This window comes from Cellvibrionales bacterium (assembly GCA_016713115.1).
GTDB lineage: Bacteria > Pseudomonadota > Gammaproteobacteria > Pseudomonadales > UBA7239 > UBA7239.
On the sequence record JADJPU010000001.1, the window covers coordinates 1458385 to 1483348 of the forward strand.

39 protein-coding genes and 2 pseudogenes are annotated in these 24964 nt (G+C 48.2%); 37 read left to right on the forward strand and 4 right to left on the reverse strand.

Going from position 1 to position 24964, the window contains the following annotated elements:
• Positions 1–13: 13 nt before the first annotated feature.
• Together IPK30_07150 and IPK30_07155 are read right to left on the reverse strand one after the other, a co-directional pair.
• A complete protein-coding gene (locus IPK30_07150) occupies positions 14–250 on the reverse strand; it encodes an RDD family protein (protein ID MBK8103050.1) in 237 nt (78 codons plus the stop codon).
• Positions 232–456 (reverse strand): RDD family protein, encoded by a 225-nt coding sequence (locus IPK30_07155; protein ID MBK8103051.1) that lies wholly within the window; start codon positions 454–456, stop codon positions 232–234. Before IPK30_07155 ends, IPK30_07150 begins: the two co-directional genes overlap by 19 nt.
• Positions 457–540: 84 nt before the next feature.
• Here IPK30_07155 and uvrA point away from each other — a divergent pair, with 84 nt between their 5' ends.
• Genes uvrA through IPK30_07185 form a run of 6 tightly spaced genes read left to right on the forward strand, consistent with a single transcriptional unit; the run spans position 541 to position 6827 of the window.
• A complete protein-coding gene (uvrA, locus tag IPK30_07160; GenBank protein MBK8103052.1) occupies positions 541–3366 on the forward strand; it encodes an excinuclease ABC subunit UvrA in 2826 nt (941 codons plus the stop codon).
• A gap of 59 nt (positions 3367–3425) precedes the next feature.
• A complete protein-coding gene (gene hisB / locus IPK30_07165; protein MBK8103053.1) occupies positions 3426–4019 on the forward strand; it encodes an imidazoleglycerol-phosphate dehydratase HisB in 594 nt (197 codons plus the stop codon).
• Positions 4020–4021: 2 nt separating this feature from the next.
• A complete protein-coding gene (hisH, locus tag IPK30_07170; GenBank protein ID MBK8103054.1) occupies positions 4022–4669 on the forward strand; it encodes an imidazole glycerol phosphate synthase subunit HisH in 648 nt (215 codons plus the stop codon).
• A gap of 2 nt (positions 4670–4671) precedes the next feature.
• Positions 4672–5400 (forward strand): 1-(5-phosphoribosyl)-5-[(5-phosphoribosylamino)methylideneamino]imidazole-4-carboxamide isomerase, encoded by a 729-nt coding sequence (gene hisA / locus IPK30_07175; protein ID MBK8103055.1) that lies wholly within the window; start codon positions 4672–4674, stop codon positions 5398–5400.
• A gap of 6 nt (positions 5401–5406) precedes the next feature.
• Positions 5407–5772 (forward strand): hypothetical protein, encoded by a 366-nt coding sequence (locus tag IPK30_07180; GenBank protein ID MBK8103056.1) that lies wholly within the window; start codon positions 5407–5409, stop codon positions 5770–5772.
• Entirely contained in the window at positions 5757–6827 is a 1071-nt protein-coding gene (locus IPK30_07185; protein ID MBK8103057.1) for a malonyl-CoA decarboxylase family protein, read from the forward strand. The genes IPK30_07180 and IPK30_07185 overlap by 16 nt, the downstream gene beginning before the upstream one ends.
• Here the strand turns inward: IPK30_07185 and IPK30_07190 are convergent.
• Positions 6824–7615: an inositol monophosphatase gene (locus IPK30_07190; protein ID MBK8103058.1), complete on the reverse strand. Its 792-nt coding sequence runs from the start codon at positions 7613–7615 to the stop codon at positions 6824–6826. The genes IPK30_07185 and IPK30_07190 overlap by 4 nt on opposite strands.
• 143 nt (positions 7616–7758) lie before the next feature.
• Here IPK30_07190 and folD point away from each other — a divergent pair, with 143 nt between their 5' ends.
• From folD to IPK30_07345, 31 genes and pseudogenes are all read left to right on the forward strand, one after another.
• Complete coding sequence (folD, locus tag IPK30_07195) at positions 7759–8628, forward strand: bifunctional methylenetetrahydrofolate dehydrogenase/methenyltetrahydrofolate cyclohydrolase FolD (GenBank protein MBK8103059.1); 870 nt, start codon at positions 7759–7761, stop codon at positions 8626–8628.
• Positions 8625–9284 (forward strand): acyltransferase, encoded by a 660-nt coding sequence (locus tag IPK30_07200; GenBank protein ID MBK8103060.1) that lies wholly within the window; start codon positions 8625–8627, stop codon positions 9282–9284. Before folD ends, IPK30_07200 begins: the two co-directional genes overlap by 4 nt.
• Before the next feature lie 157 nt (positions 9285–9441).
• Positions 9442–9753: a 30S ribosomal protein S10 gene (gene rpsJ / locus IPK30_07205; protein MBK8103061.1), complete on the forward strand. Its 312-nt coding sequence runs from the start codon at positions 9442–9444 to the stop codon at positions 9751–9753.
• A 117-nt stretch (positions 9754–9870) separates the two neighbouring features.
• Complete coding sequence (rplC, locus tag IPK30_07210) at positions 9871–10506, forward strand: 50S ribosomal protein L3 (protein MBK8103062.1); 636 nt, start codon at positions 9871–9873, stop codon at positions 10504–10506.
• Positions 10507–10518: 12 nt separating this feature from the next.
• Positions 10519–11136 (forward strand): 50S ribosomal protein L4, encoded by a 618-nt coding sequence (gene rplD / locus IPK30_07215; protein ID MBK8103063.1) that lies wholly within the window; start codon positions 10519–10521, stop codon positions 11134–11136.
• Positions 11133–11426, forward strand: coding sequence for a 50S ribosomal protein L23 (rplW, locus tag IPK30_07220; GenBank protein ID MBK8103064.1), 294 nt, complete (start codon positions 11133–11135; stop codon positions 11424–11426). Before rplD ends, rplW begins: the two co-directional genes overlap by 4 nt.
• 19 nt (positions 11427–11445) lie before the next feature.
• On the forward strand, positions 11446–12273 hold the full coding sequence (rplB, locus tag IPK30_07225; protein ID MBK8103065.1) for a 50S ribosomal protein L2: 828 nt from the start codon (positions 11446–11448) through the stop codon (positions 12271–12273).
• A gap of 20 nt (positions 12274–12293) precedes the next feature.
• Positions 12294–12578 (forward strand): 30S ribosomal protein S19, encoded by a 285-nt coding sequence (gene rpsS, locus IPK30_07230; GenBank protein ID MBK8103066.1) that lies wholly within the window; start codon positions 12294–12296, stop codon positions 12576–12578.
• A gap of 12 nt (positions 12579–12590) precedes the next feature.
• Complete coding sequence (gene rplV, locus IPK30_07235) at positions 12591–12926, forward strand: 50S ribosomal protein L22 (protein MBK8103067.1); 336 nt, start codon at positions 12591–12593, stop codon at positions 12924–12926.
• A gap of 23 nt (positions 12927–12949) precedes the next feature.
• Positions 12950–13633 (forward strand): 30S ribosomal protein S3, encoded by a 684-nt coding sequence (gene rpsC, locus IPK30_07240; GenBank protein ID MBK8103068.1) that lies wholly within the window; start codon positions 12950–12952, stop codon positions 13631–13633.
• Between the two features lie 8 nt (positions 13634–13641).
• Entirely contained in the window at positions 13642–14055 is a 414-nt protein-coding gene (rplP, locus tag IPK30_07245; GenBank protein MBK8103069.1) for a 50S ribosomal protein L16, read from the forward strand.
• Positions 14055–14246 carry a 50S ribosomal protein L29 gene (gene rpmC / locus IPK30_07250; GenBank protein ID MBK8103070.1) on the forward strand — a complete coding sequence of 64 codons (192 nt, stop codon included), beginning with the start codon at positions 14055–14057 and terminating at the stop codon, positions 14244–14246. Before rplP ends, rpmC begins: the two co-directional genes overlap by 1 nt.
• Before the next feature lies 1 nt (position 14247).
• Positions 14248–14514 carry a 30S ribosomal protein S17 gene (gene rpsQ, locus IPK30_07255; protein ID MBK8103071.1) on the forward strand — a complete coding sequence of 89 codons (267 nt, stop codon included), beginning with the start codon at positions 14248–14250 and terminating at the stop codon, positions 14512–14514.
• A 39-nt stretch (positions 14515–14553) separates the two neighbouring features.
• Positions 14554–14923 (forward strand): annotated as a pseudogene (rplN, locus tag IPK30_07260) (50S ribosomal protein L14).
• Between the two features lie 24 nt (positions 14924–14947).
• Positions 14948–15262 carry a 50S ribosomal protein L24 gene (gene rplX, locus IPK30_07265; GenBank protein MBK8103072.1) on the forward strand — a complete coding sequence of 105 codons (315 nt, stop codon included), beginning with the start codon at positions 14948–14950 and terminating at the stop codon, positions 15260–15262.
• 12 nt (positions 15263–15274) lie between these two features.
• Positions 15275–15820 (forward strand): 50S ribosomal protein L5, encoded by a 546-nt coding sequence (rplE, locus tag IPK30_07270; GenBank protein MBK8103073.1) that lies wholly within the window; start codon positions 15275–15277, stop codon positions 15818–15820.
• 28 nt (positions 15821–15848) lie between these two features.
• Positions 15849–16154, forward strand: coding sequence for a 30S ribosomal protein S14 (gene rpsN / locus IPK30_07275; GenBank protein MBK8103074.1), 306 nt, complete (start codon positions 15849–15851; stop codon positions 16152–16154).
• A gap of 18 nt (positions 16155–16172) precedes the next feature.
• A complete protein-coding gene (rpsH, locus tag IPK30_07280; protein ID MBK8103075.1) occupies positions 16173–16565 on the forward strand; it encodes a 30S ribosomal protein S8 in 393 nt (130 codons plus the stop codon).
• Positions 16566–16576: 11 nt separating this feature from the next.
• Positions 16577–17110: a 50S ribosomal protein L6 gene (gene rplF, locus IPK30_07285; protein MBK8103076.1), complete on the forward strand. Its 534-nt coding sequence runs from the start codon at positions 16577–16579 to the stop codon at positions 17108–17110.
• A gap of 11 nt (positions 17111–17121) precedes the next feature.
• Entirely contained in the window at positions 17122–17472 is a 351-nt protein-coding gene (gene rplR, locus IPK30_07290; protein ID MBK8103077.1) for a 50S ribosomal protein L18, read from the forward strand.
• A 12-nt stretch (positions 17473–17484) separates the two neighbouring features.
• On the forward strand, positions 17485–18000 hold the full coding sequence (rpsE, locus tag IPK30_07295; GenBank protein ID MBK8103078.1) for a 30S ribosomal protein S5: 516 nt from the start codon (positions 17485–17487) through the stop codon (positions 17998–18000).
• A gap of 36 nt (positions 18001–18036) precedes the next feature.
• On the forward strand, positions 18037–18219 hold the full coding sequence (gene rpmD / locus IPK30_07300; GenBank protein MBK8103079.1) for a 50S ribosomal protein L30: 183 nt from the start codon (positions 18037–18039) through the stop codon (positions 18217–18219).
• Between the two features lies 1 nt (position 18220).
• Entirely contained in the window at positions 18221–18655 is a 435-nt protein-coding gene (rplO, locus tag IPK30_07305; GenBank protein MBK8103080.1) for a 50S ribosomal protein L15, read from the forward strand.
• Between the two features lie 26 nt (positions 18656–18681).
• Positions 18682–19977, forward strand: coding sequence for a preprotein translocase subunit SecY (secY, locus tag IPK30_07310; GenBank protein MBK8103081.1), 1296 nt, complete (start codon positions 18682–18684; stop codon positions 19975–19977).
• A gap of 41 nt (positions 19978–20018) precedes the next feature.
• The gene (gene rpmJ / locus IPK30_07315) at positions 20019–20135 is read left to right on the forward strand and encodes a 50S ribosomal protein L36 (GenBank protein ID MBK8103082.1); all 117 of its coding nucleotides are present in this window, start codon (positions 20019–20021) and stop codon (positions 20133–20135) included.
• 105 nt (positions 20136–20240) lie between these two features.
• A pseudogene (rpsM, locus tag IPK30_07320) lies at positions 20241–20596 on the forward strand (30S ribosomal protein S13).
• A gap of 37 nt (positions 20597–20633) precedes the next feature.
• The gene (gene rpsK / locus IPK30_07325; protein MBK8103083.1) at positions 20634–21029 is read left to right on the forward strand and encodes a 30S ribosomal protein S11; all 396 of its coding nucleotides are present in this window, start codon (positions 20634–20636) and stop codon (positions 21027–21029) included.
• Positions 21030–21066: 37 nt separating this feature from the next.
• Positions 21067–21687 (forward strand): 30S ribosomal protein S4, encoded by a 621-nt coding sequence (gene rpsD / locus IPK30_07330; protein ID MBK8103084.1) that lies wholly within the window; start codon positions 21067–21069, stop codon positions 21685–21687.
• A gap of 16 nt (positions 21688–21703) precedes the next feature.
• Positions 21704–22711 (forward strand): DNA-directed RNA polymerase subunit alpha, encoded by a 1008-nt coding sequence (gene rpoA / locus IPK30_07335; protein MBK8103085.1) that lies wholly within the window; start codon positions 21704–21706, stop codon positions 22709–22711.
• A gap of 43 nt (positions 22712–22754) precedes the next feature.
• Positions 22755–23162, forward strand: a complete 408-nt coding sequence (gene rplQ, locus IPK30_07340; protein MBK8103086.1) for a 50S ribosomal protein L17 — start codon at positions 22755–22757, stop codon at positions 23160–23162.
• 62 nt (positions 23163–23224) lie between these two features.
• Positions 23225–24397, forward strand: a complete 1173-nt coding sequence (locus IPK30_07345; protein MBK8103087.1) for an alanine--glyoxylate aminotransferase family protein — start codon at positions 23225–23227, stop codon at positions 24395–24397.
• An 81-nt stretch (positions 24398–24478) separates the two neighbouring features.
• On the opposite strand, the gene IPK30_07350 is transcribed toward IPK30_07345, so the two are convergent.
• Positions 24479–24931, reverse strand: a complete 453-nt coding sequence (locus tag IPK30_07350; protein ID MBK8103088.1) for a YhcB family protein — start codon at positions 24929–24931, stop codon at positions 24479–24481.
• Between the last annotated feature and the right edge of the window lie 33 nt (positions 24932–24964).

A 24964-nucleotide genomic window follows, 5' to 3' on the forward strand; every position in this document is an offset into this window, starting at 1 on the left:
AAAAAATCAGAAGTTATTTTCTTTTTTCATGAACCACCACCCGCGTGCCAGATAGTTTGTCGTGCCAGGTTTCATGTTTAGGTAATAGGCACCAAAAAAAGCCCAGACCGGCGCAGGCGAGAGACAGGATGCCCGCGCACCAGCGTTTGAGGCAGTGTTTGAGTGTTAGCGGGGTGCCGTCGATGGTTTCTAATTGTAAGCGCCACGCTTGCATGCCCAATGTCTGCTTGTTCAGTAACCAAAAACACAATAGAACGCACAAACAACAAGCAACATGCCAACAAACAACAGCGGATTGCCGCCAGCTGTGCTGGATGTTTCCACATAGGTTTTCCCAAATAACCAGCTTTCAATGCCGACTGCGATGCCGCCAAACAACATCAGCAGGCCAAATAATAAAAAACTGTCGTAAATGAGTGCGCCGAGGCGGCGCCATAGAGGTGCATTCGGCAGCATGGGTGCGGCATCTCGTGTGTGGAATGCTGAGCAGTATAAGCGACAGACGCTATAATGGCCGATCGTCTAACGCTTGGCAGTGCAATGAAAAGTATTCAAATTCGCGGTGCACGCACCCACAACTTAAAAAATATTAATCTCGATATTCCGCGCGACAAATTGGTTGTGCTGACTGGACTCTCCGGTTCTGGCAAATCTTCGTTGGCGTTTGATACTTTGTATGCCGAAGGCCAGCGCCGCTATGTGGAATCGCTGTCCACTTATGCGCGACAATTTTTGTCGATGATGGATAAACCGGATGTCGATCACATCGAAGGTTTATCACCTGCCATTTCGATTGAACAGAAATCCACCTCGCATAACCCGCGCTCCACAGTCGGCACCATCACGGAAATTTACGATTATTTGCGCTTGTTGTTTGCACGCGCCGGCGAGCCGCGCTGCCCAGAGCACAATAAACCGTTAGCGGCGCAAACCGTAAGCCAAATGGTCGATGCCGTGCTGGCAATGCCAGAAAACACCAAGTTGATGCTGTTGGCGCCAGTGATACGCGATCGCAAAGGCGAACACGCGCATGTGATTGAAAAATTAAAAAGCCAAGGTTTTGTGCGTGCGCGCATCGACGGCGTGGTGTGTGATTTGGACGATACACCCAAGCTGGCAAAAAATATCAAACACACCATAGAAGTGGTGGTGGATCGTTTTAGTGTGCGCGCCGATATACAACTGCGTTTGGCGGAATCTTTTGAAACCGCACTGAAATTGTCAGAAGGCATTGCGCAAATCGCGCACATGGATAACAGCAAGCAGCCAGAACAGATTTTTTCTGCCAAGTTTTCTTGCCCACTCTGCGACTACAGCATCAATGAGCTGGAGCCGCGTATGTTCTCTTTTAATAATCCGGCCGGCGCTTGTCCCGGCTGCGACGGTTTGGGTGTTAAACAATTTTTTGACCCTGATCGCATCGTGCAGTTTCCAGAAGCGTCGATCAGTGAAGGAGCAATTCGTGGTTGGGATAGAAGAAACTTTTATTACTTTCAAATGTTGACTTCGTTGGCCGATCACTACGGCTTTGATGTAGACACGCCGTGGGAAAAGCTGAAAAAAGCACAGAAAAATATCTTGCTGTGCGGCTCAGATGATGAGGATATTGTTTTCACCTATTCCAATGATCGCGGCGATGTCTATCAGCGCCAGCATCCGTTTGAGGGTATCGTCAACAATATGGAGCGCCGTTACCGCGAAACAGAATCGAACAGTGTGCGGGAAGATTTGGCGAAATATATCAGCAATCAATCATGCCCCGATTGTGGCGGAACGCGCCTGCGCAAAGAGTCTCGCCATGTGTACGTGGATAACCATACGTTGTCGCAGCTGACGGAGTTTCCTGTTGGCGAAGGTTCTCGCTATTTTTCCCAATTAGAATTGAAAGGTAGGCAAGGAAAGATTGCTGAAAAAATCCTGAAAGAAATTCAAGAGCGCCTGCGCTTTTTGGTAGATGTTGGCTTGAATTATTTGACACTCAACCGCAGTGCAGAAACGCTATCTGGTGGTGAGGCGCAGCGCATTCGCTTGGCCTCGCAAATCGGCGCCGGCTTGGTGGGTGTGATGTATATTTTGGATGAGCCGTCGATAGGCTTGCATCAGCGCGATAACGAGAGATTGTTGTCTACCTTGATCCGCCTGCGGGATCTCGGCAATACTGTGATCGTGGTGGAGCACGATGAAGATGCTATCAAAGCTGCCGATTTTATTGTGGACATTGGTCCTGGCGCTGGCGTGCACGGCGGTGAAATTGTCGCTAGTGGTTTGCTACCAGATATTGTCGGCAATAAAAAATCGCTGACAGGCGATTATTTGTCGGGCAGAAAAAGTATTGCTGTGCCATCAAAACGCTTAATGCTTAATCCAGAAAAACTGTTGGTGTTAGAAGGTGCAACGGGTAATAACTTGCAAAATGTTTCGTTGCAAATTCCGCTCGGTTTATTCACCTGTGTGACGGGTGTTTCTGGTTCTGGGAAATCGACCCTGATCAATCACACGCTGTATCCCATTTTGGCGGAGCAGTTAAACGGCGCGAGCGCTTTAAAGCCGGCGCCGTATGAGGCTATTCATGGTTTGGCGTTGGTAGATAAATGTATCGACATCGACCAAAGCCCTATCGGCCGCACACCGCGTTCAAATCCAGCGACATACACGGGCATGTTTACCGCAATTCGTGATTTGTTTGCCGGCACACAGGAAGCGCGCTCACGCGGTTATCAGCCTGGGCGTTTTAGTTTTAATGTGAAAGGTGGGCGTTGCGAAGCCTGTGAAGGCGATGGCGTAACCAAAGTAGAAATGCATTTTTTGCCGGATGTGTATGTGGCTTGTGATGTCTGCCACGGCAAACGCTACAACCGCGAAACGCTGGAAGTGTTGTACAAAGGCAAAAATATCCACGATGTATTGGATATGACCGTGGAAGCCGCCTTTGAATTTTTCAAAGCCGTGCCGGCAATCGCCAATAAATTGCAAACATTATTGGATGTGGGGCTCTCCTATATTCGCTTGGGGCAAAATGCGACTACGCTCTCTGGCGGTGAAGCGCAGCGTGTGAAATTGGCGAAAGAATTGTCTAAACGCAGCACAGGGCAGACGATCTATATTTTGGATGAACCAACTACCGGTCTGCACTTTCACGATATTGCGCAGTTGTTGACGGTGTTGATGCGCTTGCGCGATCAAGGCAACACCGTGGTGGTGATCGAGCACAATTTGGATGTGATCAAAACGGCGGACTGGATTGTCGATCTTGGGCCGGAAGGCGGTTCTGGCGGTGGGCAAATCATAGCTGTAGGGACGCCGGAAGATGTGGCACGCAATCAAGCGTCGCACACGGGGCGCTTCTTGCAGACATTGCTGCACTGAACGGGGGATAAACGCGGGGCGGGCCGGTATAATGGCGGTTTATTCTGTGCGAGGTTCCCATGACTGAACGCAAAGCCAGTGTCCAACGCGACACGCTGGAAACGCAGATTCAAGTTGCTATCAATCTCGATGGCACCGGCAAAACCCACTTTGAAACGCCAGTGCCATTTCTGGAGCATATGCTGGACCAAATTGCGCGCCACGGCCTGATTGATCTCGATGTGAGAGCGCAGGGCGATGTGCATATCGATGATCACCACACAGTAGAAGATGTTGGCATCACACTGGGGCAGGCGTTTGCGCAGGCGGTGGGCGATAAAAAAGGTATTTGCCGTTACGGCCATGCCTATGTGCCGCTCGATGAAGCGCTGTCGCGTGTGGTGATCGATTTTTCCGGTCGCCCCGGTTTGGAAATGCATGTCAATTTTACGCGCAGTCGCGTGGGCGATTTTGATGTCGATTTGTTTTACGAATTTTTCCAAGGCTTCGTCAATCACGCGGGTGTGACGCTGCACATCGACAATTTGCGCGGTGCGAATACGCATCACCAAATCGAAACCATTTTTAAAGCCTTTGGCCGTGCGTTGCGCATGGCACTCACGCCAGACCCGCGCATGGTTGGGCAAATGCCGTCTACCAAAGGCACGCTGTAACCATGTCATCTTCTGTTGCCGTAATTGATTACGGCATGGGCAATTTGCACTCCGTCGCTAAAGCGTTAGAGCATGTTGCGCCCAATGCGCGCGTGATAGTCACCAATAATCCCGCAGAGATTCGCGCCGCCGATCGTGTGGTGTTTCCTGGTGTTGGCGCCATGCGCGACTGCATGGCAGGTATTCGTCAAGTGGGTGCGGATGTTTTGGTCAAAGAAGCGATAGCGCAAAAACCGGTGTTGGCAATTTGTGTGGGTATGCAGGCGCTGATGACGCACAGCGAAGAAAACAGCGGTGTCGATTGCTTGAATATTTTGCAAGGTGCAGTGCGCTTTTTTGGCAACGATTTACGGGATAGCGATGACCAACGCTTGAAAGTGCCGCATATGGGTTGGAACGAAGTGTCGCAAACCAAGTCTCATGCGCTGTGGGCAGAGATTCCTCAAAATAGCCGGTTTTATTTCGTGCACAGCTACTATGTGGCTGCGCAAAATCGCGCGCTGGTAGCGGCCAGTGGTGATTATGGTGTGTCGTTTGATGCGGCGCTGCTCACCAAAAATCTGTTTGCGGTGCAGTTCCATCCAGAAAAAAGTCACACCGCCGGTTTGCAATTATTAAAAAACTTTATGTCTTGGGATGGGTGTTGTTAGTCATGTTGATTATTCCTGCCATTGATTTGAAAGATGGGCAATGCGTGCGCCTGAAACAAGGTCGCATGGATGATTCGACCGTGTTCGGTTCTGATCCAGTGGCGATGGCAAAGCGCTGGGTGGATGCCGGTGCGCGTCGTTTACATCTGGTGGATTTGAACGGTGCCTTTGCTGGCGAGCCGGTCAATGGCGAAGCGGTGAAAGCCATTGCGCGCGCCAATCCCTCGCTGCCGATACAAATTGGTGGCGGTATTCGCAACGCCGATATTATTGAAGCGTATCTGTCGGCCGGCGTGAGCTATGTCATCATCGGCACCAAAGCGGTGAAAGAGCCGCAGTTTGTGACAGAAATGTGCAAACAATTTGCAAGAAAAATTATTGTCGGCATTGACGCGCAAGACGGTATGGTCGCCACCGATGGCTGGGCGGAAATCAGCGCAGTGAAAGCAGTCGATTTGGCCAAACAATTTGCCGATGACGGTGTGTCTTCTATCGTCTACACCGATATTGCACGCGACGGCATGATGCAAGGTGTCAATGTTGAAGCAACGGCACAGTTGGCAGAGGCCTGCGGCATCCCCGTGATTGCGTCGGGCGGCGTCACCAATATGGATGATATTCGTGCCTTGAAAGCCGTGGCAGCACGCGGCGTGTTGGGCGCAATTACGGGGCGCGCTATATACGAAGGCACGCTGGATCTCGCTGAAGCGCAGCGGCTTTGTTTGGTGTAGGTCGTTATGTCGCAAAACTCGTTGTTGAATCGAACACTGCGCCATGTGCGGCGCGTGTGGTCTGATCTCAATACAACGCTGCGCGGCGAAGACCAATATCGCGTTGATCCCGCGTTAAGTGATCGCGATGTCGATTACTTTCGGCAACAAATTAAAAACTGTCTTGCCGCGCCCGGTGGTGAGTGGGCAAAACGCGCACAAGCGGCATATATCGGCCATGCATATATGGCCCTCAATAAACAGGGACGCCTGCGTTTTTTGCGTTTGCTGGCCAGCGATTTTGATGTCGATGAACAGGGCGTTCAGCGCGCCATTGATGCCTATGTGCAAGCGCTATGTGCAGATGAAAGCCTAAATTGCGCCACAAATTGAGCAAGGCCTTGATTGCGCCACGCGTGCAGTTGCTGACCTTGTTCAATGCAATGCCTAGCGGCATTAAATTTCTTGTTGATATGCGCAGTGAGTTGCTGGAGATGGAAGCCAGCAAAGATGCAGAGTTGCGCGAAGTAGAAAAAGATTTAAAACATTTGCTGACTACTTGGTTTGATATTGGTTTTCTGCAGTTGCAACAGCTGACTTGGGATTCCCCGGCTGCATTGTTAGAAAAGTTGATTGAATATGAAGCAGTACATGAAATTACCAGTTGGGTGGATTTGAAAAATCGTATGGCTGCCGATAGGCGGCTGTTTGCGTTTATTCATCCCAATATGGAAGACGAGCCATTGATTTTCGTGCAGGTTGCACTCTGCAATGGTTTAGCGGCGAATGTGCAGGCGCTATTGGATACACACACACGCACCTATGATGTTGAGGGTGCGAATACGGCCATTTTTTATTCCATTTCCAATGCGCAAAAAGGGTTGTCTGGGATTAGCTTTGGCAATTTTTTGATCAAACGCGTCGTGACCAATTTAAAGAAAGAATTTCCACAGCTGAAGCGTTTTGCCACGCTGTCACCGGTGCCTGGTTTTATGAAATGGCTATCTGAGCAGATGGAGCAAAAGGGAAGTGCACTTCTCGGTCTGCAGGAAAAAACAGCGTTGAAAAATTTGGCGGAGCAACTGGGTGTTGGTGTTGAACTGAAAGATATTTTGGCTGTATTGGCGTGGCATCAAAATCAAATGATTTGCGATGTGCTGAAGCCGATGTTGTTGCGTCTGTGTGCGGAATACTTAACCGGATTGCAGGAGGGCAAACAGCGTGCGCGCGACGGCGTGGCGCACTTTCATTTGGGCAACGGCGCAACACTGCAACAAGTCAATTGGATGGCGGATGTTTCACCCAAAGGGATTCGTCAGTCTTGCGGTATGATGGTGAATTATCTGTACAACCCAGACACCATAGACCGCAACAGTGAAAACTATATGCAGTTTGGTGCGATTGCCGCTTCTACCGATGTGCTGGAATTGCGTGAAATAAATCGTTAAGCAAGATGCTGGTTGATCACTTGCAACACATGCTTGAAGCATTTAGGGTTGCCGCAAACGATATTGCCGTTTTCCATATATTGATTGCCGCCCTGAAAATCGCTGATCAAACCGCCTGCTTCTTGAATCAATAAAATGCCCGCTGCAATATCCCACGGTTTTAAACCCATCTCCCAAAACGCATCGAAACGACCGGCGGCGATATAGGCTAAGTCCAGTGCAGCAGAGCCGGCGCGGCGTATGCCGGCGGTTTGCGGTGCTAGTGTTTCCAATACTTTGACATAGGCGGGCAGTTTTTCGCTTTGATGGCTGCGAAAAGGGATGCCGGTGCCGAGCAGTGCGCCGTCGAGCGTGGTGCGTGAAGTAACGCGAATTCTGCGCCCATTCAATTGCGCGCCGCGCCCGCGACTAGCAGTGAATTCTTCGCGCGTCACGGGGTTGTACACCACGGCGTGTTCAATTTTTCCTTGGTATTGGCAGGCAATGGAAACCGCGTAGTGCGGAATGCCGCGCACAAAATTGGTAGTGCCATCCAGAGGGTCAATGATCCAAATGTAATCGGCATCGGGATTCGTGCTACCACTTTCTTCAGCGAGAAAGCCGTGATCGGGATAGGTTTTTTGCAGCAGGCGAATGATGATGTCTTCGGCAGCGCGATCCACTTCCGTTACATAATCGTTTGTGCCTTTTTCAGAAACAGGAATCAGGTCAAGACGATCTGAGGCGCGTACGATGTGTTCACCAGCCTGGCGCGCAGCACGCAAGGCAATATTCAGCATGGGCTGCATGTGTAGACCGCGATGTTCAGCAAGGAAAGGGGCGGCATTGTAGCAGCCGACCGCAAAGGGATAAACGAATTGCTTTGGCGTAGTGGTTAAATCAGGCACAATGTCGCCCTTCATTTTGATGTGCGGCGTGTGACAGGTTCTGTATGGCAGTGGGCTCGAAATCGGCAGTGGTGTTGGATGGCGCGAAAGTAGCGCAGGAAACGGAAGCGCATATCCGTGAGCGCGTAGAAAAGCTCAAAGCGCTGTCTGGTATCACGCCCATTTTGGCAACTATCCTCGTCGGCGATGATCCATCCTCGGCCACTTATGTGCGCATGAAGGGCAATGCCTGTCGCCGCGTCGGTATGGATTCCATGGCCATTGAAATGCCGCAGTCCACGACGACTGAACAGCTGCTGGCTAAAATTCACGAGTTGAATGCCAATCCCGCCGTGCACGGGGTTTTGCTACAGCATCCTGTGCCAGCACAAATTGACGAAAGAGCGTGTTTTGACGCAATTGCCCTTGATAAAGATGTCGATGGAGTGACTTGCCTAGGCTTCGGCCGTATGGCGATGGGTGAGCTTGCGTATGGCTCTGCCACGCCGGCGGGTGTGATGCGCTTGCTGGCGGCATATAACATTCCTTTGGCAGGCAAACATGCAGTGGTGCTCGGGCGCAGCCCAATTTTAGGTAAACCCATGGCGGCGATGTTGCTCAATGCCGATTGCACGGTAACGATCTGTCATTCACGCACGCAAGGCTTGCAGGCTTTGGTGGGGCAAGCAGATATTGTGGTGGCGGCTGTGGGTCGCCCTGCCTTTATTCCTGGAGAGTGGATTAAAGATGGTGCTGTGGTGGTGGATGCTGGTTACCACGAAGGTGGTCTGGGCGATGTTGAGTTGACTTCAGTAATTGATCGCGCCAGTGCCTATACGCCTGTGCCGGGCGGCGTGGGCCCTATGACGATCAATACCCTAATTCTGCAAACGCTCCAAGCGGGCGAGTGTAAGTTGGGCGCAAAAGCACTGTGACTTTTACCCTGCTACAGCGCTGCCAGTTGCTTGTGCATGACTGGATTTACGGCAATCGCATACGCGTCAAGTCGAGCAACAGCATCGACATTGCATTTGCAGAAAGACTGCGCATGAAGAAGGTCGATATTCTGATCAAAGGGAGTAATAACAGCCTCTCGATTGGCCGCGGTAGCATGGTGGCCAAATGCAAGATCCGCATTGATGGCAGTAATCAGAGGGTCGAAATTGGTGAGGATTGTCTCTACCATGCCGGCAAAATCTATCTGCGTTATAACAGCAATCAGCGCATCAAAATTGGTGATAAAACGACGATCGAAGATGCTTATTTGCTGACAGATGAAGATGCTAGCATCACCATTGGTCGTGATTGCATGTTTTCCAAGTTTGTCCATTTGCGGGCTGGCGATGGGCATTCCGTGCTAGATGTAGCTACGGGTAAGCGCATCAATCGCGCCAGAGACATCACCCTTGGAGATCGTGTTTGGGTTGGCCGAGCAGCCTGTATTCTCAAGGGCGCCAATATTCCTGAGAGCAGTATTGTCGGTGCGCATGCCGTGGTTACTAGGCAATTTGACCAGCCGGGGTCTGCAATTGCAGGAAATCCAGCGGTAGTGGTGAGATCTGGCTTGGATTGGGATAGGCGAATGCTGTAGTTATTGAGCCAGTTATTAAAATAAATGCAGTTCCTTGTTGACTTGCCTTTTTCTCGCCTATAGAATTGCGCCTCTTTTTCGCCTAGCTCCAAAATCTTCACTGGGGTCTGGCTGCAAAACCAGAAGTAAGTAATTGATTTGTTGAGGCTTTCTGTTCATGCAGAACCAAAGAATTCGAATTCGCTTGAAGGCATTTGATCATCGTTTGATCGATACTTCGACGCAAGAAATTGTAGAAACGGCTAAAAGAACTGGTGCTCAAGTGAGGGGGCCAATCCCTTTGCCAACTCGTAAAGAGCGCTTCACGGTGTTGATTTCTCCGCATGCCAACAAAGATGCGCGAGATCAGTACGAAATTCGCACGCATAAAAGAATGCTCGATATTGTTGAGCCAACCGATAAAACGGTCGATGCGCTGATGAAGCTGGATTTGGCGGCAGGTGTAGAAGTTCAAATCAGCCTCGGCTGATAAAAATCAGTAAGTAATAAGTTAAGAAGTCGCATACGCAGTACATATGCAACTCCTTGGTGTAACGCCTACTTAGGCGGCCATAGCGGGTAAAGCCCCGTACACGAGAGGTGAAAAATGGTTAGTGGTCTAGTCGGTCGCAAGTGCGGCATGACGCGTGTATTTACAGAAGACGGCATCTCGATTCCTGTAACGGTCATCGAGATTGAGCCGAATCGCGTTACTCAAATCAAATCTCTTGATCGTGATGGTTACGCTGCGGTGCAGGTAACTGTCGGCACGCGTCGTCAATCGCGTGTGACTAAAGCGGCTGCCGGCCATTTTGCGAAAGCCGGCGTTGGTGCTGGTCGTGGATTGTGGGAATTGGCAAGCGATGGTGCTGATGTGCCTGCTGTTGGATCTGAATTGACGGTTTCTACTTTTTCTGATGGTCAGCTGGTTGATGTGACTGGCCAATCTCGCGGTAAAGGTTTTCAGGGTGTTATCAAGCGTTGGAATTTTAGTGCGCAAGATGCAACCCACGGTAACTCCTTGTCTCACCGCGCGCCAGGCTCGATTGGTCAGAACCAATCTCCAGGTCGTGTATTTAAAGGTAAAAAAATGGCAGGCCATATGGGTGACGAGCAGGTCACAGTGCAGAACTTGCAAGTGGTTCGCGTGGATGTGGAGCGCAATCTGTTATTGGTTCGCGGTGCGGTGCCTGGTGCGCCGGGTGGTGATCTGATTGTTCGTCCTGCGGTCAAGGCTTCCTAAGAGGGGAATGTTGTGGAATTGAATATAGCAACACTCGAAGGTGGTAGCGCCGGCAAGGTTCAGGTTTCTGACACTGCTTTTGGGCGCGCATACAACGAGGATTTGGTTCATCAGGCAGTTACTGCGTATTTGTCTGGTGGTCGTCAAGGTTCGCGCGCGCAAAAAAATCGCTCAGAAGTGAGTGGCGGCGGAAAAAAACCTTGGAAACAAAAGGGTTCTGGTCGTGCGCGTGCTGGTAGCACTCGCAGTCCAATTTGGCGCACAGGTGGTGTGACTTTCGCTGCGCGACCACAAGATCACAGTCAAAAACTGAACCGCAAAATGTATCGTGCGGCGTTGCAGAGTATTTTGTCTGAGTTGGCGCGTCAGGATCGTTTGGTGGTGGTTGAAAAGATTGAGTTGGATCAACCAAAAACAAAATTGCTACAACAGAAACTTGATGCGCTGAAACTCAGCAATGTTTTGATTGTTTCTGATGATGTTAGTGAGAACTTGTACTTGTCAGCCCGCAATTTACCTAATGTGGATGTGCGCGATGTGAATGCGGCGGATCCTGTGAGCTTGGTGCGTTTTGATAAGGTGTTGATCACTGTCCCCGCCGTGAAGAAGTTTGATGAGGTGTTGGCATGAATCAGGAGCGTATTTATAAAGTTCTTGTTGGGCCGCAGATTTCTGAGAAATCCACCATGGTGTCTGGTGACAGCAATCAGGTGGTTTTTAAAGTTGCTCTCGATGCAAACAAGCTGGAAATTAAGCATGCAATAGAGAAGCTGTTTAATGTGAAGGTTGCAGCGGTGCGTGTGTTGCGCATGAAGGGTAAAGTTAAGCGCAATCGCTTTGGTGATGTTCGTCGCAGTGATTGGAAAAAAGCCTATATCCGCTTGGAGCAGGGTCATGATATTGACTTTGCCAGCATGTAACGGCGGGGAGTAAATTTTTATGCCAATAGTAAAAAGAAAGCCTACCTCGCCTGGTCGTCGTTTCGTAGTCAGTGTTGTTAATCCTGATTTACACAAAGGTGCGCCGCATGCAGCTTTGGTAGAAAAGAAAAGCAAGCGTGGTGGTCGTAACAATAATGGCCGCATCACAGTGCGCCATCAAGGTGGTGGTCACAAACAGCATTACCGCATCGTTGATTTCAAGCGCAATAAAGATGGCATCGTGGCTTCGGTTGAGCGTTTAGAATACGATCCAAATCGCAGTGCAAATATTGCGTTGGTTTGCTATGCGGATGGCGAGCGCCGCTACATCGTTGCGCCTAAAGGCTTAAAAGTTGGTGATAAAGTTCAATCTGGATCTGCGTCTCCAATTGCAGTTGGTAATTCTCTGCCGTTGCGCAATATTCCTATTGGTTCCAATGTTCATTGCATCGAAATGAAGCCAGGCAAAGGTGCGCAGGTTGCGCGTTCTGCTGGCGCCTCTGCACAGCTGGTTGCTCGCGAAGGTGCTTACGCTACATTGCGCTTGCGTAGTGGTGAAATGCGCAAAATCTTGGCGGATTGCAAAGCAACGCTGGGAGAAGTTTCAAACAGTGAGCACAACTTGCGGTCATTGGGTAAGGCTGGTGCAAGCCGCTGGCGCGGTGTTCGTCCAACCGTTCGCGGCGTGGTAATGAACCCCGTTGATCACCCGCATGGTGGTGGTGAAGGTAGAACTTCTGGTGGTCGTCACCCTGTTTCTCCATGGGGTACACCAACTAAGGGTTATAAGACTCGTAAAAATAAGCGTACTGACGACTTAATTGTTCGTCGTCGTAACAAGAAGTAAGAATTTAAGAGGATAGATTTGTGCCGCGTTCATTAAAAAAAGGCCCGTTCATAGATTTGCATCTTGTTAAAAAGGTGGAGACGGCGCTGGAAAAGAATGACAAGCGTCCAATCAAAACATGGTCGCGTCGCTCCATGATTATGCCAGAAATGGTTGGTTTGACCATTGCGGTACACAACGGTCGTGCACATGTTCCGGTGTTTGTGACTGAGGAAATGGTTGGACACAAACTCGGAGAGTTTTCTGTTACGCGTACTTATAAAGGGCATGCGGCAGATAAAAAAGCCAAGCCCGGTAAAAAGTAAGAGGTGAGGGTGATGCAAGAAGTTTCAGCAACATTGTGTGGCGCTCGTGGTTCTGCGCAGAAAGTGCGACTGGTGGTTGATCAAATTCGCGGTCAGCATGTCGAAAAAGCATTGGATATTTTGTCGTTCAGCAACAAAAAAGCGGCTGTATTGGTTAAAAAAGTCCTTGAGTCTGCAATTGCAAATGCAGAGCACAATCAAGGTCTTGATGTAGATGAGCTGCATGTGTCTACAGCATTTGTTGATGAAGGTATGGTGATGAAGCGCATCAAGCCTCGCGCCAAAGGGCGTGCGGATAGAATTCTGAAGCGCACATGTCACATCACTGTCAAAGTTGCCGCTAAATAACAGCGGTAAATTAGGAGATCGCAATGGGTCAAAAAGTACATCCAACAGGCATTCGTCTAGGTATCATCAAAAAGCATACATCTGTTTGGTATGCTAGCAGTGCTACCTATGCGGACAAATTGTTGGCAGATATCAAAGCGCGTACTTTTATCCAAAAGAAATTGGCTAGTGCGTCAGTAAGTCGTGTTGATATAGAGCGTCCATCTCAATCGGCGCGCGTGACGATTCATTCTGCACGCCCTGGCATTGTAATTGGCAAGAAGGGTGAGGATGTTGAGAAGTTGCGCGGTGAAGTCGCTCAGATTTTGGGCGTGCCTGTGCATATCAACATTGAAGAAATTCGTAAACCGGACATCGATGCGGTTTTAGTGGCGCAAGGCGTGGCTCAACAGTTAGAGCGTCGCGTAATGTTTCGACGCGCTATGAAGCGTGCGGTTCAAAACGCAATGCGCCAAGGTGCATTAGGTATCAAGATTATGGTGTCTGGTCGCTTGGGTGGTACGGATATTGCTCGTACCGAGTGGTATCGTGAAGGTCGTGTTCCTTTGCATACCCTGCGTGCAGATATTGATTATGCGACGGCAGAAGCTTTGACAACCTACGGAATTATCGGCGTGAAGGTTTGGATCTTCAAAGGCGAGATTCTTGATGCTGTAGAGCAAGCTGAAGCAGTAACCGGCAGAAAGAAGTCATCTAATCAGGGGTAAGACGCGCCATGTTACAACCTAAGCGCACAAAATTTCGCAAGCAGTTCAAAGGGCGAAACCGCGGACTTGCTCAGCGTGGTAGTAAAGTTAGTTTTGGTGAATTTGGCCTGAAAGCAACCATGCGTGGTCGCATTACAGCCAGGCAAATTGAAGCTGCAAGAAGGGCGTTGACGCGTCGTTTAAAGCGTGGCGGTCGTGTGTTTATCAGAATTTTTCCTGATAAGCCGATTACGCAAAAGCCGCTTGAGGTGCGTCAAGGTAAAGGTAAGGGTAGTGTTGAATACTGGGTTGCCCAAATTCAACCAGGTAAGGTTTTGTACGAAGTAGAAGGCGTATCGGAAGAATTGGCGCGTGAGGCTTTGACGCTTGCCGCAGCTAAACTTCCTTTGACTACAACATTTGTTAAACGGCAGATCATGTAATGAAATCGGCAGATCTTCGCAGTAAATCCACTGCTGAATTGCAGGTTGAGTTGGATAAGCAACTCAAGGATCAGTTCAAGCAAAAAATGCAGCTAAGTACTGGACAGTTGTCGCAGACACATTTGCTTAAGACGGTAAGACGCCGTGTTGCGCAAATTAAAACGCTGTTGAAAGAAAAGGCTGGTGAATGACATGACGAACAAAGAGCAAACAGCTCGCACCAAAACGGGTCGCGTTGTCAGTAATAAAATGGATAAAACGATTACGGTGCTAATCGAGCGTCGCGTTAAGCATGAGCTGTACGGCAAATATTTGGTAAAATCGTCAAAATTAAAAGCGCATGATGAAAATAATGAATGTGCAATCGGCGATATCGTAACGGTAAAAGAGACTCGTCCTCTCTCCAAGGCTAAAACTTGGACATTGGTTAAGGTTGAGGAAAAAGCAACTGTCGTTTGATAGTTGACTTTGATAGCGTATGTTTTTGGAGTGTAGTAAATGATACAAACTCAAACTTTTTTGGATGTGGCAGATAATAGCGGCGCCCGCAGAGTTATGTGTATCAAAGTGTTGGGCGGTTCACATCGCCGCTACGCTGGTGTAGGCGATATTATCAAGGTCAGCGTTAAAGATGCTATTCCGCGCGGCAAGGTAAAAAAAAGGCCAAGTGATGACAGCTGTGGTTGTGCGTACTAAAAAAGGTGTGCGTCGCCCAGATGGCTCTTTGATCAAATTTGATGACAATGCGGCTGTTTTGTTGAACAACCAGCAGGCTCCTATCGGGACGCGTATATTTGGACCGGTTACTCGCGAGCTGCGCGGTGAAAAGTTCATGAAAATTATTTCTCTGGCACCAGAAGTGCTTTGATCTAGGCTGGAGTGAGGTTTAGGTATGAATAAGATTAAGAAAGATGATCAGGTGCTTGTAACTACGGGCAAAGATAAGGGTAAGCGTGGCTCCGTCCAAAAAGTGCTGGATAACGGTCGCGTAGTCGTGGCCGGTGTAAACCTTTTGAAAAAGCATACTAAGCCTAACCCTCAACTCGGTGTTCAAGGCGGAATTGTGGAGCGAGAAGCTTCTATTGATATTTCTAACATCGCAATCTACAACCCTAAAACTAACAAGAAAGACCGTGTTGGTTTCAAGGATGTGGATGGCAAAAAAGTGCGGATCTATAAGTCTAGCGGCGAAGTGATTGGCGCTTAAGTTAAAGGTGAAATTGTAAGGGCCAGACTGCAACAGGTTTATAAAAGCGAAATATTGCCCAAGTTGAAAGATGAGTTGGGCGTAAAGAGCGTAATGGAAGTGCCAAAGATCACTAAAATTACCGTCAATATGGGTGTCGGTGAGGCGTTGGCCGATAAGAAAATTCTTGAAAACGCTGTGCGTGATCTCGAACAAATTACAGGCCAAAAAGCAGTTATTACCAAGGCAAGAAAGTCTATTGCTGCATTCAAAGTGCGTGAAGGCTGGCCTATTGGCTGTAAGGTAACTCTGCGCAATGATCGTATGTATGAGTTTCTAGATCGTTTAATTACAGTGGCGATTCCGCGTATTCGTGATTTTCGTGGCATTAGCCCTAAGCAATTTGATGGGCGCGGCAATTTCTCTATGGGTGTGTCCGAACAGATCATCTTTCCTGAGATTGATTACGATAAAATTGATGCATTGCGCGGTCTTGATATCGCAATAACGACAACGGCAAAAACGGACGAAGAAGGCAGAGCATTGCTCAAGGCTTTTAACTTCCCATTTAAAGCCTGATTATTTATCTACGAGGATAGCCCTTCACATGGCAAAACTTTCGATGATTGAGCGTGAAAAAAAGCGCGCAAAAACAGTCGCAAAATATGCGGAAAAGCGTGCTCGTCTAAAGGCTGTGATAGCCAATCCTAAGGTTTCGGACGAAGAACGCTGGGAGGCTCAGGTGCAGCTACAAAAGTTGCCGCGTAATGCTAATCCTGTGCGTATGCAAACTAGATGTCAGCTGACTGGCCGTCCACACGCGGTGTACCGTAAGTTTGGCCTTTCTCGTATCAAGCTTAGAGAGCATGCTATGAAAGGTGATGTGCCTGGCTTGGTTAAGGCTAGCTGGTAAGTTTCTGGAGTTATTAGTATGAGTATGCAAGACCCTTTGGCAGACATGATTGCAAGAATTAAGAATGCGCAGTTAGCGCAACTTGCAACAACCTCTATGCCTTCATCCAAAATCAAAGTTGCCGTTGCTGAAGTATTAAAATCAGAAGGTTACATTGAGAGCTTGTCGGTAAGTGCCGGAAGTAAACCGGAACTCACCCTGGTGCTGAAGTACTATCAGGGCAAACCAGTTATTGATGGCATTAAGCGTATAAGCCGCCCAGGTCTGCGTAACTATCGCGGTAAAGACGAGTTGCCAACAGTTGCCAATAACTTGGGTGTTGCCATCGTCTCTACCAGTCAGGGCGTGATGACAGATCGTGCTGCTCGCAAAGCCAATATCGGCGGCGAGATCTTGTGTACCGTATTCTAGGAATTTAAACAATGTCCAGAGTTGCCAAGAATCCCGTTATATTGCCTGCAGGTGTGACCATTACCATCGCTCCTACGGCAATTAGCGTAAAAGGTGGAAAAGGTGAGCTTTCCATGTCATTGAGTTCTGCGGTGGAAGTTTCGCAGGATGCAGGTCAAGTTACATTTGGCGCGCGTAATGGTGCCCGTGAAGCTTGGATGATGGCGGGTACAACGCGCGCGCTGGTTGCCAATATGGTAAAAGGGGTAAGCGCGGGTTTTGAGCGCAAGCTTGAGTTGGTTGGCGTCGGTTATCGCGCAAAAGCAAACGGTGATGTGTTGAATTTGACACTGGGTTACTCACATCCGATTGAGTATCAGTTGCCGGCAGGTATAACTGCTGAAACACCTAGTCAGACAGAAATTATTTTGAAAAGTATCGATAAGCAATTGCTAGGGCAGGTGGCTGCTGTAATTCGTTCTTATCGTGAGCCAGAGCCTTATAAGGGTAAAGGTGTTCGTTATTCAGATGAAGTTGTTCGCCGTAAAGAAGCGAAGAAAAAGTAAGGTATAGGTGTATGAATTCTAAAAAAGCAGGACGTTTGCGTAGAGCAAAATCAACACGAATGAAAATTCGTGAGCAGGGCGCTTACCGTTTGAGCGTGCATCGTACGCCTAAGCATATTTATGCTCAGGTCACCTCGCCAGATGGTGCAAAAGTTATGGCGCAGGCTTCTACGCTGGAATCCGCTCTCTCCTCTGGTGCAACGGGTAATGCTAAGGCTGCTGAGAGTGTTGGCGCACTGGTTGCTGAAAGGGCCAAAGCGGCAGGCGTTGTAAAAGTTGCATTTGATCGTAGCGGATTTAAATACCATGGTCGCGTTAAAGCATTGGCAGATGCAGCGCGTTCAGCTGGCCTCGAGTTCTAATTAGGTGTAAAAATGGCGCTTCAAGAGCAGAAAGAAAAAGATAAAAATTCAGATGGCCTGTTGGAAAAACTGGTTCAAGTTAACCGTGTTGCCAAGGTAGTAAAAGGCGGTCGTACATTTTCATTTACTGCACTAACTGTCGTTGGTGATGGTAACGGTAAAGTGGGTTTTGGTCGTGGAAAAGCGCGTGAAGTGCCTGTTGCGATTCAAAAAGCAATGGAAGCTGCGCGTCGCAATATGATTACTGTTGATCTGAACGGCAACACGATTTTTTATCCAGTGAAAGCGCGTCACGGTGCGGCAAATATCTATATGCAGCCCGCTTCTGAAGGTACAGGCGTTATTGCAGGGGGCGCAATGCGCTCTGTGCTTGAACTTGCTGGTGTGCAGAACGTATTGGCGAAGTGCTATGGCTCGACCAATCCTGTGAATGTGGTTCGCGCAACAATTCGCGGCTTGAAAGAAATGCGTTCGCCCGAAGAAATTGCGGCAAAGCGCGGTAAAACTGTAGAAGAGATTCGTGGCTAATTCGACTAGCTGGCCAATCGATAACCAAGGTTTTTAATTATGGCAAATACGATCAAAGTAACGCAAGTACGCAGCACGGCCGGTAGACTGAAGTCGCATCAGTGCTGTGTTAAAGGCTTGGGCTTGCGTCGAATTGGACACACTGTAGAAGTGCAGGATTCCCCTTCAGTGCGCGGAATGATTAATAAAGTTAGCTATATGCTGAAAGTGGAGTGCTGAGATGCATCTGAACAGTTTGAGTCCAGCTCCTGGGCATAAAACACCGAAGCTACGTGTAGGTCGCGGAATCGGTTCCGGTTTAGGTAAAACTTGCGGTCGTGGCCATAAGGGTCAGAAGGCGCGCAAGAGCGGCAATGTTCGCCCGGGTTTTGAGGGTGGTCAAATGCCATTGCAGAAACGCCTACCTAAATACGGTTTTGTTTCGCGTATCAGCCTGACAACTGCGCAAGTTCGTTCGGCTGAATTGAGCAAAGTAGACGGCGATTTGGTAACGCTGGAGACATTAAAAGCTGCAAATGTTCTTAATGAGAGCATTAAACGAGCAAAAATTTTTCTGTCAGGTGAAATCACAAAATCTTTTGTAATTAAGGGTTTGACTGTAACTAAAGGTGCGCGTCAGGCAATCGAAGCGGCTGGTGGAAAAGTCGAGGAATAATCGTAGTGGCGACGACTCCAGCAGCAATGGCTAATCAAAAAGGCTTGGGTGAGTTATGGACTCGCCTGAAGTTTCTTTTGTTGGCAATTATTGTCTATCGGGTTGGCAGTCATATACCTGTTCCGGGGATTGACCCTGCAAGACTAGAAAGTATTTTTAACCAAACCCAAAATACAATTTTTGGCATGGCAAATATGTTTTCTGGTGGCGCTTTGGAGCGTATGAGTGTGCTGGCATTGGGTGTCATGCCATACATTTCGGCTTCTATCATTATTCAATTGCTTTCATCAGTAGTGCCGCATTTAGAGCAGTTAAAAAAGGAAGGCGAGCAAGGCCGCAGAAAGATTAGCCAATATACGCGTTATGGCACGGTTATTCTTGCGACGGTTCAGGCCTTCGGTATGGTTAGTAGTTTGTCGGGACAGGATGCTTTATATGCAACCGGTCTTAGTGTTTATATTTTAGCCGTCGTTTCATTGATCACTGGATCAATGTTTATGATGTGGCTGGGTGAGCAAATTACCGAAAGAGGAATTGGTAACGGCGTATCCATGTTGATTTTTGCAGGTATTGTCGCAGGCCTTCCCGCGGCCATTGGGCAAGCATTAGAACAAGCGCGCCAGGGTGATTTGAATGTTGTATTGCTGCTGGGTATAGCGGTCGGCGTGCCAGCTCTGATATATGCCATTGTATTTATTGAAAGAGGCCAGCGAAGATTGACGGTGAATTATGCGCGTCGTCAAGTTGGGCGTAAGGTTTATCAAGGACAGAGTACGCATCTGCCATTAAAAGTGAATATGTCTGGTGTAATACCGGCTATTTTTGCCAGCAGTTTATTGTTGTTTCCTGCAACAATTGCTCAGATGTTTGGTCAGCGTGTTGGCATGGAGTGGCTGCAGGATGTTGCACTATGGATTGGCCCTGGTCAGCCATTAAATATTTTGTTGTTTACTGCCTTGATTGTGTTTTTCTGTTTTTTTTATACGGCATTAATGTTTAACCCTAAGAGAAGTAGCGGACAACCTGAAAAAGGCGGTGCTTATGTTCCAGGCATTAGACCTGGTGAATACACTGCTAAATATATAGACAATGTGCTCACGCGATTGACAATTGTTGGCGCAGTTTATATGACGGTTGTTTGCCTTATTCCACAAGGGTTGGTAATGGCATTCAATGTCCCCTTTTATTTAGGTGGAACATCGCTGCTAATCGTGGTTGTAGTGGTTATGGATTTTATGGCGCAGGTACAATCTCATCTGATGTCGGCGCAGTACGATTCTTTGTTGAAAAAAGCCAATCTAAAAAATTACGGTAATAGTTAGTTCTTGTTATATCCAGAGCTGATTTTGAGTGGAGATAAGTTGTGAAAGTTAGAGCATCTGTGAAAAAAGTTTGTCGCGGCTGTAAATTAGTGCGGCGGAAAGGCGTTATTCGCGTAATTTGTAGTGTCGAACCGCGTCATAAGCAAAGACAAGGTTGATTTAGTCGCTCACCGAGAGTACCCTAGCGCCCCTTTCGGGCTGGGTCGTTGTCTGTTCGAGCAAAATAACTTTTAACTGATTGAATTTATTGGAGTTTTCTAGTAATGGCGCGTATTGCTGGTGTCAACATACCCGATAACAAACACACAGTAATTGCACTGACCTATATCTATGGTGTCGGGCGTACTCGTGCACAAGATATCTGCGCAGCTTCAGGCATTGCAGAGTCGGCAAAAATGGGTAGTTTGAGTGAGGCTCAGGTAGATAGCCTGAGAGCTGAAGTTGCCAAACTTACCGTAGAAGGTGATTTGCGTCGTGAAGTGAATATGAGTATCAAACGCCTCATGGATTTAGGCTGCTATCGTGGCTTGCGTCACCGTAAGGGCTCCCTGTTCGTGGTCAGCGTACTAAAACAAATGCTCGCACTAGGAAAGGCCCTCGTAAGGCAATTAAAAAATAATTGAAATTAAAGCGTAACCAAGTTAGACGAGAGAGATATGGCAAAGCCATCAGCAGCAGCAAAAACGCGTAAAAAAATTAAGAAAACCGTCGTAGATGGTATTGCTCATATTTATGCGTCGTTCAACAACACCATCGTGACAATCACGGACCGTCAAGGCAATGCTTTGAGTTGGGCAACTTCTGGTGGCTCTGGGTTTCGTGGTTCGCGTAAGAGCACGCCATTTGCCGCGCAGGTTGCAGCCGAGCGTGCTGGTATAGCTGCGCAAGAATATGGCTTGAAAAATCTAGATGTCGAAGTGAAGGGTCCCGGTCCCGGTAGAGAGTCAGCAGTTCGGGCGTTGAATAATTGCGGATACAAAATCGGCAACATCGTTGATGTCACGCCAATTCCGCATAACGGCTGCCGTCCACCAAAAAGACGCCGCGTTTAACTGTTGAGCTTGTAAGAGAATTTGAGAGGCTGTTTGAATGGCAAGATATATCGGACCTAAGTGTAAACTCTCCCGCCGTGAGGGAACGGATTTGATGCTGAAAAGTGGTGTAAAGCCGCTTGATGCAAAGTGCAAGGTAGAGACAGCGCCTGGTCAACACGGCCAACGCCGCGGTCGCCTTTCTGATTACGGTGTGCAGTTGCGTGAAAAACAAAAAGTACGCCGCATTTATGGTGTGCTTGAGAAACAATTCCGTAGTTATTACGCAGAAGCAGCGCGCCGTAAAGGTAATACAGGTGAAAATTTGCTCCGCCTCTTAGAGTGCAGGTTGGACAATGTTGTTTACCGTATGGGCTTCGGTTCCACAAGAGCAGAAGCGCGTCAGCTGGTTTCGCACAAGGCAATCGTTGTTAATGGCGGCACTGTCAATATCCCTTCTTTTCAAGTTCAGCCTGGTAGTGTGGTTGCTGTGCGTGAAAAGAGTAAAAATCAGCTTCGCATTCAGTCCTCTATGAATATTGCTGCGCAACGCGGGCAATCGGAGTGGATTGAATTGAATGCCGGAAAAATGGAAGGCCAATTTAAGCGCGTGCCTGATCGTAGTGATCTTTCTTCAGAAATCAATGAAAGCTTGATCATCGAACTTTATTCGAAATAATTTCCAGGATTACTGCATGCAAAGCTCAACTACAGAACTGTTGACGCCCAGACACATCGATGTCCAACAAATTTCTTCTACCCGTGCAAAAGTGGTGCTCGAGCCATTGGAGCGTGGCTTTGGTCATACGCTGGGTAATGCGCTGCGTCGCATTTTGCTTTCCTCTATGCCGGGTTGCGCTATTGTTGAAGTGGAGATGGATGGCGTACTTCACGAGTTCAGCACTATTGCTGGCATTCAGGAAGATGTCATTGAAATTTTGCTCAATCTGAAAGGCGTTGCGGTTGTAATGCACGGCAACAAGGATCGTGCAGTTATCACGATCAACAAAAAAGGAGCAGGAGCAGTAACTGCAGCAGATATCCAAGTAGATGCTGATGTTGAGATCAAAAACCCAGAGCATGTTATTTGTCATATAAATAATGCTTCTGCGGCGGTGAGCATGCGCTTGATTGTGGCGCGCGGTATAGGTTATCAGCCTGCAGATAGCCATGCTGTAGGTGAAGATGAAAACCGTACTATTGGTCGTCTTCAACTGGACGCCTCATTCAGTCCGGTAGTGAGAATTTCTTACACGGTCGAGAGTGCGCGTGTTGAGCAGCGTACCGACCTTGATAAATTGATTATCGACATGGAAACCAATGGGACAATTAACCCAGAGGAAGCTATTCGCCGTGCTGCCACTATTCTGCAGCAGCAGTTGGTAGTTTTTGTTGATTTGGAAAGTGAAAGAAAAGCGCGACCAGCAAAGCAACAAGATGATGTTGATCCTGTATTGTTGCGTCCTGTTGATGACTTGGAGTTGACTGTTCGCTCGGCAAACTGCCTAAAAGCAGAAAATATTTATTACATTGGCGACTTGATTCAACGCACCGAAGTTGAGCTGCTCAAAACACCAAATCTAGGCAAAAAATCGCTGACTGAAATTAAAGATATTTTGGCTTCTCGTGGCTTGTCTTTGGGCATGCGTCTTGAAAATTGGCCGCCAGCAGGTCTTCGTGGTGAAGACAGAGCAAGTGCCTAAATTTATTTGAATTAGAAGTACCGCGCAATAAAAGGTAATCATCATGCGTCACAGACTTAGCGGCAGACAACTTAATCGCACGAGCTCTCATCGTTCAGCGATGTTTCGTAATATGGCGGCGTCGTTGTTGGAACACGAAATCATCAAAACTACTTTGCCAAAAGCAAAAGAGCTGCGCCGTGTGGCTGAGCCTTTGATCACGCTGGGCAAACAAGATAGCGTTGCTAATCGTCGTTTGGCGTTTAGTCGTCTGCGCAGCAAAGTTGTTGTCGGCAAATTGTTTACTGAAATTGGCCCGCGTTATAGCGCGCGTCCAGGTGGCTATTTGCGCATCGTGAAATGTGGTTTTCGTACGGGTGACAAAGCGCCAATGGCATATGTTGAGCTGGTAAATCGCCCTGAGAAAGTAAAGGCTAGCGAAATCATAAATACTGAAAACGCTGCTGAATAGTTTTTGCGTTTTATCTTCCTCAAACTCCGGTTTTTTTTGAAGTCGCCTGGGAGGTGCTTGCCATGAAATCTTTTCATCCACCGGTAAGAACACTCTTAGGCCCCGGACCTTCTGATGTTAATCCTCGTGTGCTCGAGGCTTTGGCTAGACCTACCATCGGCCATTTAGATCCTGCTTTCATTCATTTGATGGATGAAATCAAGCAGCTAATGCAATACGCGATGCAGACAAAAAATCGTCTGACTTTGCCAATTTCTGCTCCGGGTTCTGCGGGTATGGAAGCGGCGTTTGTGAATCTTGTTCCGCCGGGCGATAAAGTTATCGTATGCCAAAACGGTGTGTTTGGCGGTCGCATGAAAGAAAATGTAGAGCGTTGCGGCGGCATTGCTGTAATGGTCATGGATACATGGGGACGCGCTGTCGATCCTCAGAAATTAGAAGATGCATTGAAAGCCAATCCAGATACAAAAGTTGTAGCGTTTGTACATGCCGAAACATCTACAGGCGTAATGTCAGATGCCAAAACATTATGCGAGATTGCTCAAAAATATGGCTGCTTAACAATCGTTGATGCGGTGACTTCACTGGGTGGTAGTGAATTGCGTGTAGATGATTGGGGTATTGATGCACTTTATTCAGGTTCACAAAAGTGTTTGTCTTGCACGCCAGGCATTTCACCAGCTAGCTTTAGTGATCGTGCTGTTGAAGTGATTGGCAAGCGCAACAGCAAGGTACAGAGCTGGTTCTTGGATATGAATTTGGTAATGGGCTATTGGGGTGCTGGCGTCAAGCGCGCTTACCATCACACGGCACCAATCAACGCTTTGTACGCACTGCACGAGTCCTTGGTTATTCTGAAGGAAGAAGGTCTTGAGAAGGCGTGGGAGCGTCATTCGTTGCATCACAAGGCTTTGGTGGCTGGTGCTGAAGCAATGGGTCTGCAGTTGATCGTCCCTATCGGCGAGCGCTTGCCGCAATTGAATGTGATTACTGTGCCTGAAGGTATAGATGAAGCAGCTGTGCGTAAGGCGCTGCTTGATGCATACAGTATGGAAATTGGTGCTGGCTTAGGTGATTTGGCTGGTAAAGTCTGGCGTGTTGGTTTGATGGGCTTTGGCTGTAACCAAAAAAATGTGTTGTCAGTTTTAGGGGCGTTGGATGCGGTTTTATCCTCAATGAATGCGCCGATCAATTCAGGAAAAGCAGTTGCCGCAGCTATGGCGGCGTACGCCTAAGATATAAAAAATCAGTAAAGAAAGTTTGCTGGCAGCAATATGAAAGGCACCGAGAGGTGCCTTTTTTGTGTCCGGTAACTTTCAATTGTTACCGTAAGGATTGGGAGCGGATGTGTTTTCAGCGGAATCATCTTTAAGGCCGTAAGCTTCACTCAGGGTGTGATTTATTTTGGGTGAATAATCTAAAGGCGGATTAATAACAATGCCCTGCCCAAGAATAGGTGCAGATTTGTTGTCGTTGAGCAAAACGGGTTGGATATCAATATTGCCCAACTGCTGTGCGCTGGAAGCGAGATAGTCGTGCAAGTCGCGATAGTTGCGCGTCAAGTTACTGACAAGTGCAGCGGTGTGTGTGAAGTGTTCTGCAACTTGCGTATTTTTTTGTTGCAGCTTCTGCTCGGCTTCTTGTAGTTGGGTTTCCATATTGCGCTGACTGCTGGGGCGAAACAAGCGCGTCGCTAATACGCCAATCGCAATGCCGAGAGCGCCGCTACACAGTGCGATTAAAACGGTGTCGGTCATTTGAGTATCCATGAAGTAACTCCAAAATAATGCGTGATTAAAAAT

Excerpts from the sequence above, each read along its gene's own strand:
- rplB (MBK8103065.1), top strand. The coding sequence starts at position 11,446 with ATGCCAATAGTAAAAAGAAAGCCTACCTCGCCTGGTCGTCGTTTCGTA.
- hisB (MBK8103053.1), top strand. The coding sequence starts at position 3,426 with ATGACTGAACGCAAAGCCAGTGTCCAACGCGACACGCTGGAAACGCAG.
- rpsN (MBK8103074.1), top strand. The coding sequence starts at position 15,849 with ATGGCAAAACTTTCGATGATTGAGCGTGAAAAAAAGCGCGCAAAAACA.
- rpoA (MBK8103085.1), top strand. The coding sequence starts at position 21,704 with ATGCAAAGCTCAACTACAGAACTGTTGACGCCCAGACACATCGATGTC.
- secY (MBK8103081.1), top strand. The coding sequence starts at position 18,682 with ATGGCTAATCAAAAAGGCTTGGGTGAGTTATGGACTCGCCTGAAGTTT.
- rpsQ (MBK8103071.1), top strand. The coding sequence starts at position 14,248 with ATGACGAACAAAGAGCAAACAGCTCGCACCAAAACGGGTCGCGTTGTC.
- folD (MBK8103059.1), top strand. The coding sequence starts at position 7,759 with ATGGCAGTGGGCTCGAAATCGGCAGTGGTGTTGGATGGCGCGAAAGTA.
- rpsK (MBK8103083.1), top strand. The coding sequence starts at position 20,634 with ATGGCAAAGCCATCAGCAGCAGCAAAAACGCGTAAAAAAATTAAGAAA.
- IPK30_07180 (MBK8103056.1), top strand. The coding sequence starts at position 5,407 with ATGTCGCAAAACTCGTTGTTGAATCGAACACTGCGCCATGTGCGGCGC.
- rplO (MBK8103080.1), top strand. The coding sequence starts at position 18,221 with ATGCATCTGAACAGTTTGAGTCCAGCTCCTGGGCATAAAACACCGAAG.
- rplV (MBK8103067.1), top strand. The coding sequence starts at position 12,591 with ATGCAAGAAGTTTCAGCAACATTGTGTGGCGCTCGTGGTTCTGCGCAG.
- rpsC (MBK8103068.1), top strand. The coding sequence starts at position 12,950 with ATGGGTCAAAAAGTACATCCAACAGGCATTCGTCTAGGTATCATCAAA.
- rplR (MBK8103077.1), top strand. The coding sequence starts at position 17,122 with ATGAATTCTAAAAAAGCAGGACGTTTGCGTAGAGCAAAATCAACACGA.
- IPK30_07350 (MBK8103088.1), bottom strand. The coding sequence starts at position 24,931 with ATGGATACTCAAATGACCGACACCGTTTTAATCGCACTGTGTAGCGGC.
- IPK30_07345 (MBK8103087.1), top strand. The coding sequence starts at position 23,225 with ATGAAATCTTTTCATCCACCGGTAAGAACACTCTTAGGCCCCGGACCT.
- rpsD (MBK8103084.1), top strand. The coding sequence starts at position 21,067 with ATGGCAAGATATATCGGACCTAAGTGTAAACTCTCCCGCCGTGAGGGA.
- rplQ (MBK8103086.1), top strand. The coding sequence starts at position 22,755 with ATGCGTCACAGACTTAGCGGCAGACAACTTAATCGCACGAGCTCTCAT.
- rplP (MBK8103069.1), top strand. The coding sequence starts at position 13,642 with ATGTTACAACCTAAGCGCACAAAATTTCGCAAGCAGTTCAAAGGGCGA.
- rpsJ (MBK8103061.1), top strand. The coding sequence starts at position 9,442 with ATGCAGAACCAAAGAATTCGAATTCGCTTGAAGGCATTTGATCATCGT.
- rplW (MBK8103064.1), top strand. The coding sequence starts at position 11,133 with ATGAATCAGGAGCGTATTTATAAAGTTCTTGTTGGGCCGCAGATTTCT.
- rplF (MBK8103076.1), top strand. The coding sequence starts at position 16,577 with ATGTCCAGAGTTGCCAAGAATCCCGTTATATTGCCTGCAGGTGTGACC.
- IPK30_07190 (MBK8103058.1), bottom strand. The coding sequence starts at position 7,615 with ATGCAGCCCATGCTGAATATTGCCTTGCGTGCTGCGCGCCAGGCTGGT.
- rpsE (MBK8103078.1), top strand. The coding sequence starts at position 17,485 with ATGGCGCTTCAAGAGCAGAAAGAAAAAGATAAAAATTCAGATGGCCTG.
- uvrA (MBK8103052.1), top strand. The coding sequence starts at position 541 with ATGAAAAGTATTCAAATTCGCGGTGCACGCACCCACAACTTAAAAAAT.
- rplC (MBK8103062.1), top strand. The coding sequence starts at position 9,871 with ATGGTTAGTGGTCTAGTCGGTCGCAAGTGCGGCATGACGCGTGTATTT.
- IPK30_07155 (MBK8103051.1), bottom strand. The coding sequence starts at position 456 with ATGCTGCCGAATGCACCTCTATGGCGCCGCCTCGGCGCACTCATTTAC.
- rplX (MBK8103072.1), top strand. The coding sequence starts at position 14,948 with ATGAATAAGATTAAGAAAGATGATCAGGTGCTTGTAACTACGGGCAAA.
- rpsH (MBK8103075.1), top strand. The coding sequence starts at position 16,173 with ATGAGTATGCAAGACCCTTTGGCAGACATGATTGCAAGAATTAAGAAT.
- hisA (MBK8103055.1), top strand. The coding sequence starts at position 4,672 with ATGTTGATTATTCCTGCCATTGATTTGAAAGATGGGCAATGCGTGCGC.
- rpmC (MBK8103070.1), top strand. The coding sequence starts at position 14,055 with ATGAAATCGGCAGATCTTCGCAGTAAATCCACTGCTGAATTGCAGGTT.
- hisH (MBK8103054.1), top strand. The coding sequence starts at position 4,022 with ATGTCATCTTCTGTTGCCGTAATTGATTACGGCATGGGCAATTTGCAC.